The following is a 14819-nucleotide window of genomic DNA, read 5'->3' on the forward strand; positions in this document are numbered from 1 at the left end:
CGAGTGCCTGACACTCGATTCCTAGAGCAGACTTTGCAGCTTTCGATGCAACATCGAAACGTTGCTTCCCTTTGCTACAAACCCTGGCTGGGTCTCTGTAAGAAGGGCCAAAACTTTATCAGCTTCAGCTTTGCTTGGGAAGGCCCCAAACACACAACTTCCAGTTCCGGTGAGTCTAGCGTCAGTGAATTTGTTTAGCAAATTCAGTGAGTTACGTACTTCTGGGTAACTCTGCTCTACTACCGGTTGGCAGTCATTTCGACTGTTTCCCTTGGGAACGGGGCGCATCTTAATGGGGGATGAATCACGTGTCAACAACGGATGTGAAAAAATTTCTGCTGTACTAACAAATACTTGCGGGACCAATACAACGTACCAGGGTTCTTCGGGATCGACCGGGGTGAGCTTCTCGCCCACGCCCTCGGCAAACGCGGCGTGCCCCCGCACGAAAACCGGGACGTCGGCGCCTAGCGACAGGCCCAGCTCGGCCAGTGCATCTTCGCCAACACCCAGTTGCCAGAGATGATTCAGGCCCAGCAGGGTGGTGGCCGCATCAGAGCTTCCACCACCAATGCCACCGCCCATGGGCAGGATTTTTTTCAACCAGATGTCCGCACCCAGTGAAGTGCCGGACAATGCCTTGAGCTTTCGAGCCGCTTTCACGATCAGGTTGCTTTCGTGGGGTACGTCGGCGATTTCGGTTCGCAGATGGATTTCGCCATCCTCGCGCAGGGCAAAGGACAGTTCGTCGGCGTGGTCGAGAAACTGAAACAGGGTTTGCAGCTCATGGTAGCCATCCGGGCGGCGGCCAAGAATGTGCAGCATCAGGTTGAGCTTGGCCGGGGCGGGCAGGGTGAGGGTTGCGTTGTTCACTTCAACGCCCCCAGTAGCCGTGGCTGCCAGTCCTTGACCACCAGTGTCACGTCCAGGTCGCGGCCGTGCAGTTTGATGCGCTCCGGCAACCAATAGCCGTTCTGCTCGGTATAGCTCAGGTATTCGACGCTCCAGTCATCCTGTTCCAGATGAGCCAGGCGGCTTTCGCCATCCAGCGTCAGCTTGCTTTTGCTGCCCGGTGCCGGCAGGCCGCGGACCCACCAGACCAGATGCGAGACCGGCAGATTCCAACCCAGTTGTTCTTCGAGCAAGGCTTCCGGGGTAGGTGCCTCGTAGCGGCCTTGATTGGCCACTTCCAGTACCACCTGGCCCGGGCGTCCGGTCAGGCGGGCTGCGCCGCGACCCAGCGGGCCCGACAAGCGAATGTCGTAATAGTCCTGGCGTTGCAGCCAGAACAAGGTGCCGCTGCCGGAGTCCTTGGGGGCACGAATGCCGACCTTGCCGGAGATCTGCCAGCCATCGAGCTGGGTCAGGTGGGCTTTATGCGCGCGCCATTGCTGAGGATTGCCGTGGCCCTCCAGGGCTTCACGGGGGCCGAGACCGGCACAGCCGGCGAGCAAGGCGATCAGGGAGAAGGTGATGACGTAGCGCAAAAACATAGGCTTAAAGGGTCTCGGATCCGGTCAGGCGCAGCAACGTACTGCGCAGGATAGGGCTGTCGGGCTGGTCCTTGAGGGCTTTGCCCCAGACTTGCCGCGCTTCGCGCTGTTTGCCGTTGGCCCAGAGCACTTCACCCAGGTGGGCTGCGACTTCGTGGTCCGGGAAGCGCGCAAGCGCACTGCGCAACAGGCGTTCGGCTTCATCAAGATTGCCCAGGCGATAGTTGACCCAACCCAGGCTATCGAGCACGGCCGGATCTTCCGGGTTGATCTGGTGGGCTTTTTCGATCAGCGCCTTGGCCTCGGCATAGCGCGTGGTGCGGTCGGACAAGGTGTAACCCAGGGCATTGAGGGCCATGGCGTTGTCCGGTTCGCGCTTGATGATGTCGCGCAGGTCTTTCTCCATCTGCGCCAGGTCATTGCGCTTTTCAGCGAGCATTGCCCGGGTGTAGAGCAGATTCAGGTCCTCGGGATATTGCTTGAGGGCTTGATCGAGCACCTGTGCGGCTTGTTGCGGCTTATTGTGATTGGAGAGGGTCTCCGACTCGATCAGGTACAACTGGATAGCATAATCGGGCTGTTCGTCGCGGGCAGCGGCCAGTCGTCTCGATGCTTCGGCGGCGCGGCCGTTGGAAACCAGGATATCGGCCTGGCGCAGTTGCGCCGGCAAGAAGTCGTTACCCGGCCCGACCTGCGCATATTCAATCAGTGCGCCCTGTGGGTCATTGCGTGCTTCCTTGACCCGGCCGAGGTTCAAGTGCGCCGAATCGACATGAGCATCCCGGGCGATCAGGTCCTCCAGATACGCCGCTGCTTCATCCCAGGCCTTGGCTTCCAGGCTGACCAATGCCAATGAGTAACGCAACTCGTCATCATCGGGGTACTGCTGCAGCAGGCTGGCGAATTCGACCTTGGCATCGTCGATGCGGTCCTGTTCGACCAGGGTGCGCGCGTATGTCAGGCGCAGGCGCTTGTCGTCCGGGTATTTTTTAATGCTCTTTTGCAGCAGCGGCAGGGCTTCTTTGCCACGGTTCAGGCTTTGCAACAAACGTGCGCGCAACAGCACGGGGGCAATCTCGCCTTCTTCCGGCGGATTGTCTTCCAGCAGGGTCAGTGCCGCCTGGGCATTGCCGTCCTGTTGCAACAACAGCGCCTTGCCGAAATTCAGCTGGCCGTTGTTCGGGTATTTCACCAACAGGCGATCGAAGCTTTTGATCAGCCCGTCGCGGGTGTCCTGATCGGTCTCGGCTGCCGACAGGGCAAGGAAGTCGAAATGGGTGTCGCCCTGGCCTTGCAGCACTTTCTCCATATAGCTCATGGAGTCGTCGTAGCGACCGGCGCGGGCCAGCTGAATGGCGGCCGCACGCTGAGCCTCAAGGTTGTCCGGGTCGTTGCGGGCCCAGATCAGCGAAGTGTCCAGTGCCGATTGATCGGCGCCCAGGTATTCGGCGATGCGAAAGGCACGCTCGGAAATTCCCGGGTCCTGGGTATTGATGGCCTGGGTCACATAGTTGTCCAGGGCAATATCGAAGCGATTGCGCTGGCCGGCGAGCTCTGCCGTCAGCAGACTGTAGACAGTGTCCTGACTGAAGGAGCCGTAGACCTGCGGTTTGGCCGGTTCAGGGGCGGCTTGATCGACGGCGGCGTTGGCCTCGATCGATGAGTCGTCGTGCGCACCAGGCTTCCAGGCTTGGCAGCCCTGGAGCAAGACAAAGGCAAGGAGCAACGCGGAAGATCTATTCATATCGGGAAATTGGCGACTAACCTGCGGTCGGATCATCATGACACAAGCGCCCTGGCAAACCCACCTGCGGTGCTTTTCCAGGGATGGACTATTGAGACAATAGAGAGGGGTGGTTGTTCTCAATCTAGCGAAGTAGGACAATTGTCGGCTTAACGACATCATCAGCGACCTTGAATGGCCTTCCTTGCCCTCGGAATCAACCATAAGACTGCCTCGGTAGACGTACGCGAGCGCGTGGCGTTTACCCCTGAGCAGCTGGTCGAAGCCTTGCAACAGCTCTGCCGTCTGACCGACAGCCGTGAGGCTGCGATCCTTTCGACCTGCAACCGCAGTGAACTGTACATCGAGCAGGACCACCTGGCGGCGGACAGCGTGTTGCGCTGGCTGGCCCAGTACCACAAGCTGAGCCTGGAAGAATTGCGCGCCAGTGCCTACATCCATGAGGACGATGCCGCCGTGCGGCATATGATGCGCGTCGCCTCCGGGCTGGACTCGCTGGTGCTGGGCGAGCCTCAGATCCTTGGCCAGATGAAGTCGGCCTACGCCGTGGCGCGTGAAGCCGGCACGATCGGCCCGCTGCTGGGGCGCTTGTTCCAGGCGACGTTCAGTGCTGCCAAACAGGTGCGTACCGACACCGCGATTGGTGAAAACCCGGTGTCGGTCGCGTTTGCCGCGGTGAGCCTGGCCAAACAGATCTTCAGCGACCTGGCGCGTAGCCAGGCCTTGCTGATCGGCGCGGGTGAGACCATCACCCTGGTTGCACGCCATCTGCACGAGCAGGGAGTCAAGCGCATCGTGGTCGCCAACCGTACGCTGGAGCGTGCCAGTACCCTGGCCGAGCAGTTCGGCGCGCACGCGGTGCTGCTGGCCGATATCCCGACTGAACTGGTCAACAGCGACATCGTCATCAGCTCCACGGCCAGCCAGTTGCCGATTCTTGGCAAGGGCGCCGTGGAAAGCGCGCTGAAACTGCGCAAGCACAAGCCGATTTTCATGGTCGATATCGCCGTCCCCCGGGACATCGAGCCGCAAGTCGGTGAACTGGATGATGTTTACCTGTATACCGTCGACGACCTGCACGAAGTGGTCGCCGAAAACCTGAAAAGTCGCCAGGGCGCGGCCCAGGCCGCCGAAGAGCTGGTTTCGGTTGGCGCCGAAGACTTCATGGCTCGCCTGCGTGAGCTGGCAGCCGTGGATGTGCTGCGTGCCTATCGGCAACAAAGTGAGCGGTTGCGCGACGAAGAACTGCAAAAGGCCCAGCGGCTGTTGGCCAATGGCGCCAGCGCCGAAGATGTGCTGGTACAACTGGCGCGCGGCCTGACCAACAAATTGCTGCACGCGCCCAGCGTACAATTGAAAAAGCTGTCTGCCGAAGGCCGCCTCGATGCGCTGGCCATGGCCCAAGAACTCTTTGCCCTCGGTGAGGGCCCGACGGATAAACCCCCGCAATGAAAGCGTCACTGCTCAACAAGCTGGACACGATCCAGGACCGATTCGAAGAATTGACTGCCCTTTTGGGGGATGCTGAAGTCATTTCCGACCAGACGCGTTTTCGCGCCTATTCCAGGGAATACGCCGAAGTCGAGCCGATTGCCGCCGCTTACGAGCAATGGCGCAAGGTCCAGGCTGACCTGGAAGGGGCTCAGGCCCTGCTCAAGGACAGCGATCCGGACATGCGCGAAATGGCTGTCGAAGAGGTGCGCGAGTCCAAGGAGCAGCTCGTTGAGCTGGAAGGCCAGCTGCAGCGCATGCTGCTGCCCAAGGATCCAAACGACGGACGCAATGTGTTCCTGGAAATCCGCGCCGGTACCGGCGGTGACGAGGCGGCGATCTTCTCCGGCGACCTGTTCCGCATGTATTCGCGCTATGCCGAACGGCGTGGCTGGCGCCTGGAGATTCTCTCCGAGAACGAAGGCGAACATGGCGGTTATAAAGAAGTGATTGCCCGGGTCGAAGGCGAGAACGTCTACGGCAAGTTGAAGTTCGAATCCGGTGCCCACCGTGTCCAGCGTGTGCCGGAAACCGAATCCCAGGGTCGCATCCATACCTCTGCCTGCACGGTCGCGGTGCTCCCCGAGCCCGATGAGCAAGTGGCCATTGAAATCAACCCGGCGGATTTGCGGGTAGACACCTACCGTTCGTCCGGCGCGGGCGGTCAGCACGTCAACAAGACCGATTCGGCGATTCGCATTACGCACTTGCCGACCGGTATCGTCGTCGAGTGCCAGGAAGAGCGTTCGCAGCACAAGAACCGGGCGCGGGCGATGTCCTGGCTGTCGGCCAAGTTGAACGACATGCAGACCAGCGCCGCACAAAACGCCATCGCCAGCGAGCGCAAGCTGCTGGTGGGTTCGGGCGATCGCTCCGAGCGTATTCGCACCTACAACTATCCACAGGGTCGGGTCACCGACCACCGCATCAACCTGACCCTGTATTCCCTCGATGAAATCCTGGCAGGCAGCGTGGACTCGATCATCGAGCCCCTGCTGAGCGAATACCAGGCAGACCAACTTGCGGCACTGGGGGAATAATGACGATTATTGCCAGCCTGCTTCGCGGCGCGCAGCTGCCAGACTCGCCCACTGCGCGTCTGGACATCGAGCTGCTGTTGGCCGCCGCCCTGGGCAAGTCGCGCAGTTACCTGCACACCTGGCCGGAGCGCATTGTCACCAGCGAAGCCGCCGCAACCTTCTCCGACTACCTGCAACGGCGCCGGTCCGGGGAGCCAGTGGCTTACATTCTGGGCCAGCAAGGCTTCTGGAAACTTGACCTGGAAGTGGCGCCGCACACGCTGATCCCGCGTCCTGAAACCGAGCTGCTGGTCGAAACCGCCTTGCAGCTGTTGCCGATTGATCCTACCCGCGTATTGGACCTGGGTACCGGTACCGGCGCGATCGCCCTGGCCTTGGCCTGCGAGCGTCCGCACTGGCAGGTGACGGCGGTCGACCGGGTAGAAGACGCCGTCGCGCTTGCCGAGCGCAATCGTCAGCGCCTGCACCTGGATAATGTCACGGTGCGCCACAGCCACTGGTTCGATGCCCTGGCGGGTGAACGCTACCAGCTGATTATCAGCAATCCACCTTATATCGCTGCCGCCGATCCACATCTGGTGGCTGGCGATGTGCGCTTTGAACCGGCCAGTGCGCTGGTCGCCGGTGCCGATGGTCTCGACGATTTGCGCACGATCATCGCCCGGGCCCCGGCGCACCTCACCCCAGGAGGCTGGTTGATGCTTGAGCATGGTTACGATCAGGCGGCCGCGGTACGTGAACTGATGGCGCAGCACGACTTCGAGCAGATCGAGAGCCGGATTGATTTGTCTGGCCATGAACGCATCACTCTGGGGCGTCTGACGTGCTGACCGATCAGGAATTGCTGCGCTACAGCCGGCAGATTCTGCTGGCACAAATCGATATCGATGGCCAGTTGCGCCTCAAGGAAGGCCGAGCGCTGATCATCGGTCTTGGAGGGCTGGGCTCGCCAGTGGCGTTGTATCTGGCGGCTGCCGGTGTCGGCGAGCTGCATCTGGCTGACTTCGATACGGTGGACCTGACCAACCTGCAGCGCCAGGTGTTGCACGACACCACCTCGGTCGGCATCAGCAAGGTCGACTCGGCGATCGCCCGTTTGCAGGCCATCAACCCTGAGGTTCGACTGGTCGCGCACCGCAGCGCGCTGGACGAAGACTCCCTCGCTGCAGCCGTGGCCGCCGTCGATGTGGTGCTTGATTGCTCCGATAATTTCTCGACCCGCGAGGCGGTCAATGCCGCCTGCGTCGCGGCCGGCAAGCCGCTGGTCAGTGGCGCGGCGATCCGTCTTGAAGGGCAACTTTCAGTGTTTGACCCGCGTCGCCCGCAAAGCCCTTGCTACCACTGCCTGTACGGGCATGGCAGCGAAGCGGAATTGACCTGCAGTGAGGCTGGCGTAGTCGGCCCGCTGGTGGGGCTGGTCGGCAGTCTGCAAGCGCTGGAAGCCCTGAAACTGCTGGCGGGATTCGGCGAGCCACTGGTAGGCCGGTTGTTGCTGATCGATGCGCTGGGCAGCCGGTTCCGTGAGCTGCGGGTCAAGCGTGACCCGGCTTGTAGCGTCTGCGGTGGCTTGCATGCCTGACGTCCGGCAAGCGCCGGTGGGCGTTTTCGATTCGGGCGTCGGCGGCTTGTCGGTATTGGGTGAGATTCATCGCCTGCTGCCACAGGAGTCGCTGCTGTACGTGGCCGACTGCGGCAATATTCCGTATGGCGAAAAGTCGCCGGAATTCATTCGTGAGCGTTGCCGTCAGGTCGCCGAGTTCTTTCAGGCCAAGGGCGCCAAAGCGCTGGTGCTGGCCTGCAATACCGCAACCGTCGCCGCCGTGGCGGATCTGCGCGAGCGCTATCCGCACTGGCCCATCGTAGGCATGGAGCCTGCCGTCAAGCCGGCCGCTGCTGCCACTCGCAGTGGCGTGGTGGGGGTATTGGCCACCACCGGCACATTGCAAAGCGCCAAGTTCGCGGCCTTGCTTGATCGCTTTGCCAATGATGTACGAGTCATTACCCAGCCCTGTCCGGGTCTGGTGGAGTTGATCGAGGCCGGCGATCTGGCCAGCCCGGCCATGCGCCAGTTGCTTCAACGCTATGTCACACCGTTGCTGCACAGTGGCTGCGACACCGTGATTCTTGGCTGCACGCACTATCCCTTCCTCAAGCCCCTGCTGGCCGAAATGGTGCCCGCTTCGGTGGCAATCATTGATACCGGCGCTGCCGTTGCCCGGCAACTGAAGCGGTTATTGAACGAACGCCATTTGCTGGCTGACGGCCCCGCGCAACCAGCGCAATTCTGGACCAGCGCAAGTCCAGATCACTTCAGAAACATCCTTCCATTGCTGTGGAATAAATCCGACATTGTGCAAAGCTTTTAAGGTAAGAGAAAAAAACCGAACCAGGTCTTTTGCCAATGAACTAACGCCAATTTGTCGACTTCTGAAATGCGTCTGATGAGACAAAAAGACCTACAACAGCATTGGAACACAGGAAGTTTCTTATGAAGAAAATGTTGTGTTTGACTGCGCTTGTAGCCTTTTCACTGGGGCAAATTCTTACAGCGCAAGCCGCCGACGTGTCGTTTTCCGTCGGCCAGACCAGCGAGTCGACCATGACCTATCGGCTCGGGCTGCAGTCGAACTGGGACGTGAGTTGGTGGCAGACCAGCGTGGGCCGAGTGACCGGTTATTGGGACGCGGGCTACACCTTCTGGGAAGGCGATAACACTTCAAGCAACCACAGTCTGTCGTTTGCGCCGGTCTTTGTTTACGAATTCGCCGGTGAATCGGTCAAACCTTATATCGAGGTCGGTATCGGAGTCGCAGCATTTGCCAATACCGAACTTGGAAGCAACCAATTGGGCTCATCCTTCCAGTTCGAGGACCGCGTCGGTTTCGGCCTGCGCTTTACCGGTGGTCATGAAGTCGGTATTCGCGCAATCCATTATTCAAACGCCGGCCTGCAATCACCCAACGATGGTTTAGAAAGCTACGCGCTGCATTACCGCATGGCGTTGTAAGGGCCGGTTGTCTAACGCCGCAGGGCATCTGCGGCGTCAACCCGTTGAATGGGATCAGCGGGTTTGCGAAATCTTCCGACGTTAAGTAAATGCTGCGGGTGTCGGGCCCGGCAGGGGCCACAAGGTATCTACTGAAAAGGTCGGTAACTGGATATGCGCAGGCACCTGCTGCATGTTTTCCAGTACATGCCGAGCCGCGTCTTCGGGCGTCCAGGCTTTGGGGAGCAAGGCGTCCGGGGTCAGGGATGTTCCGACGTCTGCCACACCCGGTCCAACGACGGTCAAGGCAATGCCCGCCTGGGCGAGTGCCTCGCGCCTGGCTTCAAACATGTCCAGCAGCCGTGTGTGGTGTGTGGTGAAATCCGAGGTTGCCAAGGGCAGCGCGCTGATAGAGCTGACGATAGCGACCAGATGCGGCTGTTGGCCGGTCTTGAGCAAGTCCTGGGCAAACTCGGTGCAGTGGGTGCTCGCCAGCTGGTTGCTCTGCACGACACGCATGATCACGTTTTCGTCCAGTGTGCGGTCCTGGAGGTAGTCGCAGGTCCCGGCATTCAGAATAACGGCGTCCAGACTGCCCCAGGTGCTGGCGATCTGATCGCAGGCCCGTTGCGCCGCATCATGTTCACTGAGGTTGCCGCTGAGTGAAAGCACCTGGCCGGGATAACGCTGCATCAAGGCTGCGTGATGCCCAGCGTTGCCCCCACTGACTGCCAATTGCATGCCCTGGTCCAGTAACTGCGTGGCCAGGGCTGCTCCGATTCCATCACTGGCACCGGTCAACCAGAATCGACGTGGACTCATGTGTTGCTCCTTGTTCTTGAGGTGCACCTCTGGCGAGGTGTGTCGCTTATCCATAGTGGGCTCGAGCATCCTGCCGTTGGGGTAAGTCCTTGAAAGCGTTGAGCGCCCGTTCTCGGCTGCTATTCAAGTCGACGATGGGTGGTGGGTAGTCGGTCACGAAAAAAAGACCACCGTACGTCGGGTTATGGATTTCTTTTTTATCCAGCACCGATCCGGACGGAACGTGCGATACCGGCAGACTCGTGGGTAGCCCACCAGAATATGTTTATAGAACTCACGCCAGAGCAGTTCATTTACCCAGGTCATGACGCCGACATTGCCGCTGTCGAACTCGCCGAAACGTTGCTATGAGTGCCACGAGTGGCGCAGCGTTTCAGGGCGCCGCTCGCCAGCACCTGTTGCCAGTCGGCGTAGGCCAGAACCCGGGTGTCTTCACCGGCGAGGCAAGCGCTGATGGCGATCTTCGGCTTGGGGGCTGATTGAGCGCTGGACATGGTTAACCTCAGATAAAAACTTGTACATGGCGAGGCCGATGTACAACATTACTTCATCATAGGTTGATAGCTATACGAGTCAAACGGACTGTAGAAGTTTTGTAGAGGAGGGGCAAGCTGCAAGCCAAGCATTGCTTGCAGCCTGGGGGTAGCGGTTCAGGCATCCAGCCGCTCAAGCAGGCGGCGCGCGGCTTCCTGTCCGCTCAGCCAGGCACCTTCGACGCGACCGGAAAGACACCAGTCGCCACACACATACAGGCCCAGGTCCGCATCGGCCAGGGCGCCCCATTCGCGAGCGATGGCGGGGCGGGCATAGAGCCAGCGATGGGCCAGGGAAAGCACGGGGGCTGGAGTGTGGCCGAGCAGCTCGGCAAAGGCGCCGTGCAAGTGTTCAATCACCGCATCCTTGGACAGGTCAATATGGTGTTTGCTCCAGGTACTCGTGGCGTGCAGCACCCAAGTGTCCTTGGCGCCATCGCGCCCGGGCTTGCTGCGGTTGCGAGCCAGCCAGTCCAGTGGGCTGTCTTTGACGAAGCAGCCATCCATGAGCGTATCCAGTGGCGTGTCGAATGCCAGTGCCACGGCCCAGGTCGGCTCCATTTGCACGCCAGCGGCGATGGCGGCGAGCTTGGGCACCACCGCCAGCAGAGCAGTGGCCTGCGGGGCCGGTACGGCAATCACCACCTGCTGGAAAGGGCCGTGGGTATTGCCTTCGGCGTCCTGCAATTGCCAGTGATGCTTGCCGCGAATGACTTCGGTGATGCGGCAGGAAAAGTGCGTTGGCAAGGCGCCGAGCATGGCGCGGGTAATCGCGCCCATGCGCGGCACGCCGACCCAGCGCGTCTGCTCATCGGGTGAGGGGAGGAATTCCGAGCCGTTGTGGTTGTAAAGCAGCGGCTCCCATTCCTTGACCCAGCCCATGCTCTGCCACTGCTGAACCTGGTTGGCGAAGCGCCGGTCACGGGCAGTGAAGTACTGGGCGCCAAGATCAAGCGAGCCGACGTCGCTGCGCTTGCTGCACATGCGCCCGCCAGGGCCGCGGCTCTTCTCGAAAAGCTGCACGTCGTGCCCAGCCCTATGCAAGGCTTGAGCAGCTGAGAGTCCGGCGATGCCGGTCCCGATAATGGCAATAGGTACAGTCATAGGGGTAGGGGCCTCGTTACCTCTGTACACAGACTACGCTGACAGGAAAACCTGTACAATCGCTCGTTCGAGTATAAGTTACGCTCTTCCGAATCTGACAGGTTGACCTATGGTTTATCTGAGAGCAGTGGGTGAATAAAGTGCCTTGCTTTTAAAAATAGACCAGCGACGTGAGTTAAACGCTACACGAGGACGCAGTGATGCACATATTGCTGACCGGCGGTACGGGTTTGATCGGGCGCCAGCTCTGCCAGTACTGGCTTGGCCAGGGTCATCGCATCACGGTCTGGAGTCGACGGCCCGAGCAGGTCGGCAAATTATGTGGTGCAGGGGTAAAAGGCATCGGTAAGCTCGAGGCGCTGACAGACGAGCCGCTGGATGCGGTTGTCAACCTGGCCGGTGCGCCGATTGCCGATCGCCCCTGGACCGGTGCCCGTCGTGCGTTGTTGTGGAACAGCCGCATCAACCTCACGGAGCAACTGATGGCTTGGCTTGAAGCTCGCTCTCAGCGTCCGCAGGTGTTGATCTCAGGTTCGGCGGTGGGCTGGTATGGCGATGCGGGTGAGCGTGAAATCACCGAATCGTCCCCTCCGGTCAAAGAAGATTTCGCCAGTCAGTTGTGTATCGCCTGGGAAGAAACCGCCCAACGTGCCGAAGCCTTGGGCATCCGCGTAGTGCTGGTGCGGACCGGGTTGGTGCTCGCTAGCGAGGGCGGGATGCTGTCGCGGATGGTGCTGCCGTTCAAGCTCGGCCTGGGCGGGCCGATCGGCTCGGGGCGACAGTGGATGCCTTGGGTTCATATCAATGACCAGGTGGCCTTGATCGATTTTCTGTTGAATCACAACGACGCTCGCGGCCCTTACAACGCTTGCGCACCGGAGCCGGTACGCAACCGCGAGTTTGCCAAGCGCCTGGGCAAGGTCTTGCACCGGCCGGCGTTCATGCCATTGCCGGCGTTGGTGCTCAAGGCGGGCTTGGGCGAGATGTCCGGGCTCTTGCTCGGTGGCCAGCGGGCACGCCCGGTGCGTCTGCTGGCGGCAGGCTTCACCTTCCGGTTCAATGATGTGCAATCAGCCCTGGACGATCTGTCCAGGCGCCTCTGAAATAAAACATAGGACCTTGCATGACTGATCGTGCTTTGCTGCTGGTCAACCTGGGCTCACCGGCGTCTACTGAAGTCGCGGATGTACGCCGTTATCTCGATCAGTTTCTGATGGACCCTTACGTTATCGATTTGCCGTGGCCGATCCGTCGGTTGCTGGTGTCGCTGATCCTGGTCAAGCGTCCGGCACAATCAGCCCATGCCTATGCCTCTATCTGGTGGGACAAAGGCTCGCCGCTGGTGGTGCTGACCCAGCGACTTCAACAGGCCATGGCCGAGCACTGGACGCACGGGCCGGTGGAAATGGCCATGCGCTACGGCGAGCCGTCGGTGGAAACTGTCCTGACCCGGCTGGCCGCCCAGGGCATCACGCAAGTCACCCTTGCGCCGCTGTACCCTCAGTTTGCCGACAGCACCGTAACCACCGTGGTGGAAGAAGCAAAGCGGGTGATTCGCGAGCACAAGCTGGCGCTACAACTGTCGCTGCTGCCGCCGTTCTATGAAGACCCGGACTATATCGACGCCCTGGTCGCCAGCGCCAAGCCCTGGCTTGAGCAGCCGTTCGATCATTTGTTGTTGAGTTTTCACGGTTTGCCGGAGCGGCACCTGAAGAAGCTCGACCCCACCGGTGACCATGATTTTCAGGCTGACAACTGCTGCAAGGGCGCAAGCCAAGCCATGCGGGCGGTGTGTTATCGCGGCCAGTGCCTGCGCACTGCCGAACTGTTTGCCAGGCGCATGGGTATACCGCAGAGCAAGTGGTCGGTGTCGTTTCAGTCGCGACTGGGGCGGGCGAAGTGGATCGAGCCCTACACCGAAGCGCGCCTGGAAGAACTGGCAGCCGATGGGGTGAAAAAGCTGATGGTCATGTGCCCGGCGTTTGTCGCCGACTGCATCGAGACGCTGGAAGAAATCGGCGACCGTGGTCGTGAGCAGTTTTGTGAAGCGGGCGGGGAGGAGTTGGTGCTGGTGCCTTGCCTGAATGATCACCCCGATTGGGTGCAGGCGTTGAAGGGATTGTGTGAACGCGCGCCGTTGATGATCTAGTGCTAAAAAGTTCTACTGGCATGGCTTTTGTGGGAAATTCTATGCTCAAGGGCAATTCCCATTACTGAGGCATACCCTCTGTGGGAGCGGATTTATCCGCGAATAGCTTCACCGCGGTTCGCCTGACACACCGGGCGAGGCTATTCGCGGATAAATCCGCTCCCACAAGATTCCCCAGGCCCGGAAGCTGAAATCAGAGTTCTGGCTCTTTCTTCCAGCTGTCATTCCCCGGCAGCAGCAGGTTCAATGCAATCGCCACGATCGCGCACAGGGCAATGCCCTTGAGCCCGAAATCATCCGGCCCGGTGCCTGTGCCGACCAATACCCCGCCGATACCAAACACCAGCGTTACCGACACGATCACCAGATTGCGTGCTTCGCCCAGGTCAATCTTGTGGCGGATCATGGTGTTCATGCCCACTGCGGCAATCGAGCCAAACAGCAGGCAGAGAATCCCGCCCATCACCGGCACCGGGATGCTTTGCAGCAGCGCACCGAACTTGCCGATAAACGCCAGGCTGATGGCAAAGATCGCCGCCCAGGTCATGATTTTCGGGTTGTAGTTCTTGGTCAGCATCACCGCGCCCGTCACCTCCGCGTAGGTGGTGTTGGGTGGCCCGCCGAACAGGCCGGCGGCGGTGGTGGCAATACCGTCACCCAACAGCGTGCGGTGCAGGCCCGGCTTCTTCAGGTAGTCACGGCCAGTCACGCTGCCGACCGCAATCACGCCACCGATGTGTTCAATCGCCGGCGCCAGGGCAACCGGGACGATGAACAGAATCGCCTGCCAGTTGAATTCAGGTGCAGTGAAGTGGGGCAGGGCGATCCAGCTGGCGGCGGCGATTTTTGCCGTGTCCACCACGCCGAAATAAAACGACATGCCAAACCCGACCAGCACGCCCGAAATGATCGGCACCAGACGGAAGATGCCTTTGCCGAACACCGCCACGATCAAGGTGGTCAGCAGCGCCGGCATGGAAATCATCATGGCGGTGCGGTACGGGATCAGCTCGGTGCCGTCACCGGCCTTGCCCATGGCCATGTTCGCGGCAATCGGCGCCATTGCCAGGCCAATGGAAATAATCACCGGGCCGATCACCACCGGTGGCAGCATGCGGTCGATAAAGCCGGTGCCCTTGATTTTCACCGCCAGGCCCATAAAGGTATAAACGAAACCTGCCGCCATCACCCCGCCCATGGTCGCGGCCAGGCCGAATTGGCCCTTGGCCAGAATGATCGGGGTAATAAAGGCAAAGCTCGACGCCAGGAACACCGGCACCTGACGGCCCGTGACCAGTTGAAACAGCAGAGTCCCTAAACCTGCGGTAAACAGCGCGACGTTCGGGTCCAGACCGGTAATCAGCGGCATCAGTACCAGTGCGCCGAAGGCGACAAAGAGCATCTGCGCGCCGGAAATGACCTGTCGCCAGAGCGGGTCCTTGAACTCGTCCTGCATT

Annotated in this window: 15 protein-coding genes and 1 pseudogene; 8 read left to right on the forward strand and 8 right to left on the reverse strand. The window is 60.4% G+C overall.

Annotation, left to right across the window (positions count from 1 at the left end; genetic code table 11):
* Positions 1 to 21: 21 nt before the first annotated feature.
* Genes ispE through GUY40_RS08210 form a run of 3 tightly spaced genes read right to left on the reverse strand, consistent with a single transcriptional unit; the run spans position 22 to position 3237 of the window.
* Positions 22 to 825 (reverse strand): 4-(cytidine 5'-diphospho)-2-C-methyl-D-erythritol kinase, encoded by an 804-nt coding sequence (gene ispE, locus GUY40_RS08200; protein WP_178117740.1) that lies wholly within the window; start codon positions 823 to 825, stop codon positions 22 to 24.
* A 44-nt stretch (positions 826 to 869) separates the two neighbouring features.
* A complete protein-coding gene (gene lolB / locus GUY40_RS08205) occupies positions 870 to 1493 on the reverse strand; it encodes a lipoprotein insertase outer membrane protein LolB (protein ID WP_166568449.1) in 624 nt (207 codons plus the stop codon).
* 4 nt (positions 1494 to 1497) lie between these two features.
* Positions 1498 to 3237 carry a tetratricopeptide repeat protein gene (locus tag GUY40_RS08210; RefSeq protein ID WP_166568450.1) on the reverse strand — a complete coding sequence of 580 codons (1740 nt, stop codon included), beginning with the start codon at positions 3235 to 3237 and terminating at the stop codon, positions 1498 to 1500.
* A gap of 174 nt (positions 3238 to 3411) precedes the next feature.
* Between GUY40_RS08210 and hemA the strand changes: the two genes are divergently transcribed.
* The 6 genes from hemA to GUY40_RS08240 all read left to right on the forward strand — a co-directional run bounded on the left by hemA (position 3412) and on the right by GUY40_RS08240 (position 8775).
* A complete protein-coding gene (hemA, locus tag GUY40_RS08215) occupies positions 3412 to 4689 on the forward strand; it encodes a glutamyl-tRNA reductase (protein WP_166568451.1) in 1278 nt (425 codons plus the stop codon).
* Entirely contained in the window at positions 4686 to 5768 is a 1083-nt protein-coding gene (gene prfA, locus GUY40_RS08220) for a peptide chain release factor 1 (protein WP_166568452.1), read from the forward strand. Before hemA ends, prfA begins: the two co-directional genes overlap by 4 nt.
* On the forward strand, positions 5768 to 6598 hold the full coding sequence (gene prmC / locus GUY40_RS08225; RefSeq protein ID WP_166568453.1) for a peptide chain release factor N(5)-glutamine methyltransferase: 831 nt from the start codon (positions 5768 to 5770) through the stop codon (positions 6596 to 6598). Before prfA ends, prmC begins: the two co-directional genes overlap by 1 nt.
* Positions 6592 to 7347, forward strand: coding sequence for a molybdopterin-synthase adenylyltransferase MoeB (locus GUY40_RS08230; protein ID WP_166568454.1), 756 nt, complete (start codon positions 6592 to 6594; stop codon positions 7345 to 7347). Before prmC ends, GUY40_RS08230 begins: the two co-directional genes overlap by 7 nt.
* Positions 7340 to 8134 carry a glutamate racemase gene (gene murI, locus GUY40_RS08235; RefSeq protein ID WP_166568455.1) on the forward strand — a complete coding sequence of 265 codons (795 nt, stop codon included), beginning with the start codon at positions 7340 to 7342 and terminating at the stop codon, positions 8132 to 8134. Before GUY40_RS08230 ends, murI begins: the two co-directional genes overlap by 8 nt.
* A gap of 122 nt (positions 8135 to 8256) precedes the next feature.
* Positions 8257 to 8775: an acyloxyacyl hydrolase gene (locus GUY40_RS08240; RefSeq protein WP_166568456.1), complete on the forward strand. Its 519-nt coding sequence runs from the start codon at positions 8257 to 8259 to the stop codon at positions 8773 to 8775.
* 81 nt (positions 8776 to 8856) lie between these two features.
* On the opposite strand, the gene GUY40_RS08245 is transcribed toward GUY40_RS08240, so the two are convergent.
* The 4 genes and pseudogenes from GUY40_RS08245 to GUY40_RS08260 all read right to left on the reverse strand — a co-directional run bounded on the left by GUY40_RS08245 (position 8857) and on the right by GUY40_RS08260 (position 11213).
* Positions 8857 to 9576 (reverse strand): SDR family oxidoreductase, encoded by a 720-nt coding sequence (locus GUY40_RS08245; protein ID WP_166568457.1) that lies wholly within the window; start codon positions 9574 to 9576, stop codon positions 8857 to 8859.
* Positions 9577 to 9622: 46 nt separating this feature from the next.
* Positions 9623 to 9912: pseudogene (locus GUY40_RS28215) on the reverse strand (hypothetical protein); the annotation flags it as partial.
* Positions 9879 to 10070 carry a hypothetical protein gene (locus GUY40_RS08255; RefSeq protein ID WP_166568458.1) on the reverse strand — a complete coding sequence of 64 codons (192 nt, stop codon included), beginning with the start codon at positions 10068 to 10070 and terminating at the stop codon, positions 9879 to 9881. The pseudogene GUY40_RS28215 and the gene GUY40_RS08255, both read right to left, overlap by 34 nt.
* Positions 10071 to 10226: 156 nt before the next feature.
* Complete coding sequence (locus GUY40_RS08260; protein ID WP_166568459.1) at positions 10227 to 11213, reverse strand: NAD(P)/FAD-dependent oxidoreductase; 987 nt, start codon at positions 11211 to 11213, stop codon at positions 10227 to 10229.
* Positions 11214 to 11413: 200 nt separating this feature from the next.
* Between GUY40_RS08260 and GUY40_RS08265 the strand changes: the two genes are divergently transcribed.
* Complete coding sequence (locus GUY40_RS08265; protein ID WP_166568460.1) at positions 11414 to 12316, forward strand: TIGR01777 family oxidoreductase; 903 nt, start codon at positions 11414 to 11416, stop codon at positions 12314 to 12316.
* A 20-nt stretch (positions 12317 to 12336) separates the two neighbouring features.
* A complete protein-coding gene (gene hemH, locus GUY40_RS08270; RefSeq protein ID WP_166568461.1) occupies positions 12337 to 13362 on the forward strand; it encodes a ferrochelatase in 1026 nt (341 codons plus the stop codon).
* A 193-nt stretch (positions 13363 to 13555) separates the two neighbouring features.
* Here the strand turns inward: hemH and GUY40_RS08275 are convergent, their stop codons facing one another.
* Entirely contained in the window at positions 13556 to 14818 is a 1263-nt protein-coding gene (locus tag GUY40_RS08275) for a uracil-xanthine permease family protein (RefSeq protein ID WP_166568462.1), read from the reverse strand.
* Position 14819 lies beyond the last annotated feature (1 nt).

The organism is Pseudomonas sp. R5(2019) (assembly GCF_009905435.1).
Classification (GTDB): domain Bacteria; phylum Pseudomonadota; class Gammaproteobacteria; order Pseudomonadales; family Pseudomonadaceae; genus Aquipseudomonas.

Coding starts and splice junctions, on each gene's coding strand:
- murI (WP_166568455.1), top strand. CDS start 7,340: ATGCCTGACGTCCGGCAAGCGCCGGTGGGCGTTTTCGATTCGGGCGTC.
- GUY40_RS08245 (WP_166568457.1), bottom strand. CDS start 9,576: ATGAGTCCACGTCGATTCTGGTTGACCGGTGCCAGTGATGGAATCGGA.
- GUY40_RS08260 (WP_166568459.1), bottom strand. CDS start 11,213: ATGACTGTACCTATTGCCATTATCGGGACCGGCATCGCCGGACTCTCA.
- GUY40_RS08265 (WP_166568460.1), top strand. CDS start 11,414: ATGCACATATTGCTGACCGGCGGTACGGGTTTGATCGGGCGCCAGCTC.
- GUY40_RS08255 (WP_166568458.1), bottom strand. CDS start 10,070: ATGTCCAGCGCTCAATCAGCCCCCAAGCCGAAGATCGCCATCAGCGCT.
- GUY40_RS08275 (WP_166568462.1), bottom strand. CDS start 14,818: ATGCAGGACGAGTTCAAGGACCCGCTCTGGCGACAGGTCATTTCCGGC.
- hemH (WP_166568461.1), top strand. CDS start 12,337: ATGACTGATCGTGCTTTGCTGCTGGTCAACCTGGGCTCACCGGCGTCT.
- GUY40_RS08240 (WP_166568456.1), top strand. CDS start 8,257: ATGAAGAAAATGTTGTGTTTGACTGCGCTTGTAGCCTTTTCACTGGGG.
- hemA (WP_166568451.1), top strand. CDS start 3,412: ATGGCCTTCCTTGCCCTCGGAATCAACCATAAGACTGCCTCGGTAGAC.
- prmC (WP_166568453.1), top strand. CDS start 5,768: ATGACGATTATTGCCAGCCTGCTTCGCGGCGCGCAGCTGCCAGACTCG.
- GUY40_RS08210 (WP_166568450.1), bottom strand. CDS start 3,237: ATGAATAGATCTTCCGCGTTGCTCCTTGCCTTTGTCTTGCTCCAGGGC.
- lolB (WP_166568449.1), bottom strand. CDS start 1,493: ATGTTTTTGCGCTACGTCATCACCTTCTCCCTGATCGCCTTGCTCGCC.
- prfA (WP_166568452.1), top strand. CDS start 4,686: ATGAAAGCGTCACTGCTCAACAAGCTGGACACGATCCAGGACCGATTC.
- ispE (WP_178117740.1), bottom strand. CDS start 825: ATGCTGCACATTCTTGGCCGCCGCCCGGATGGCTACCATGAGCTGCAA.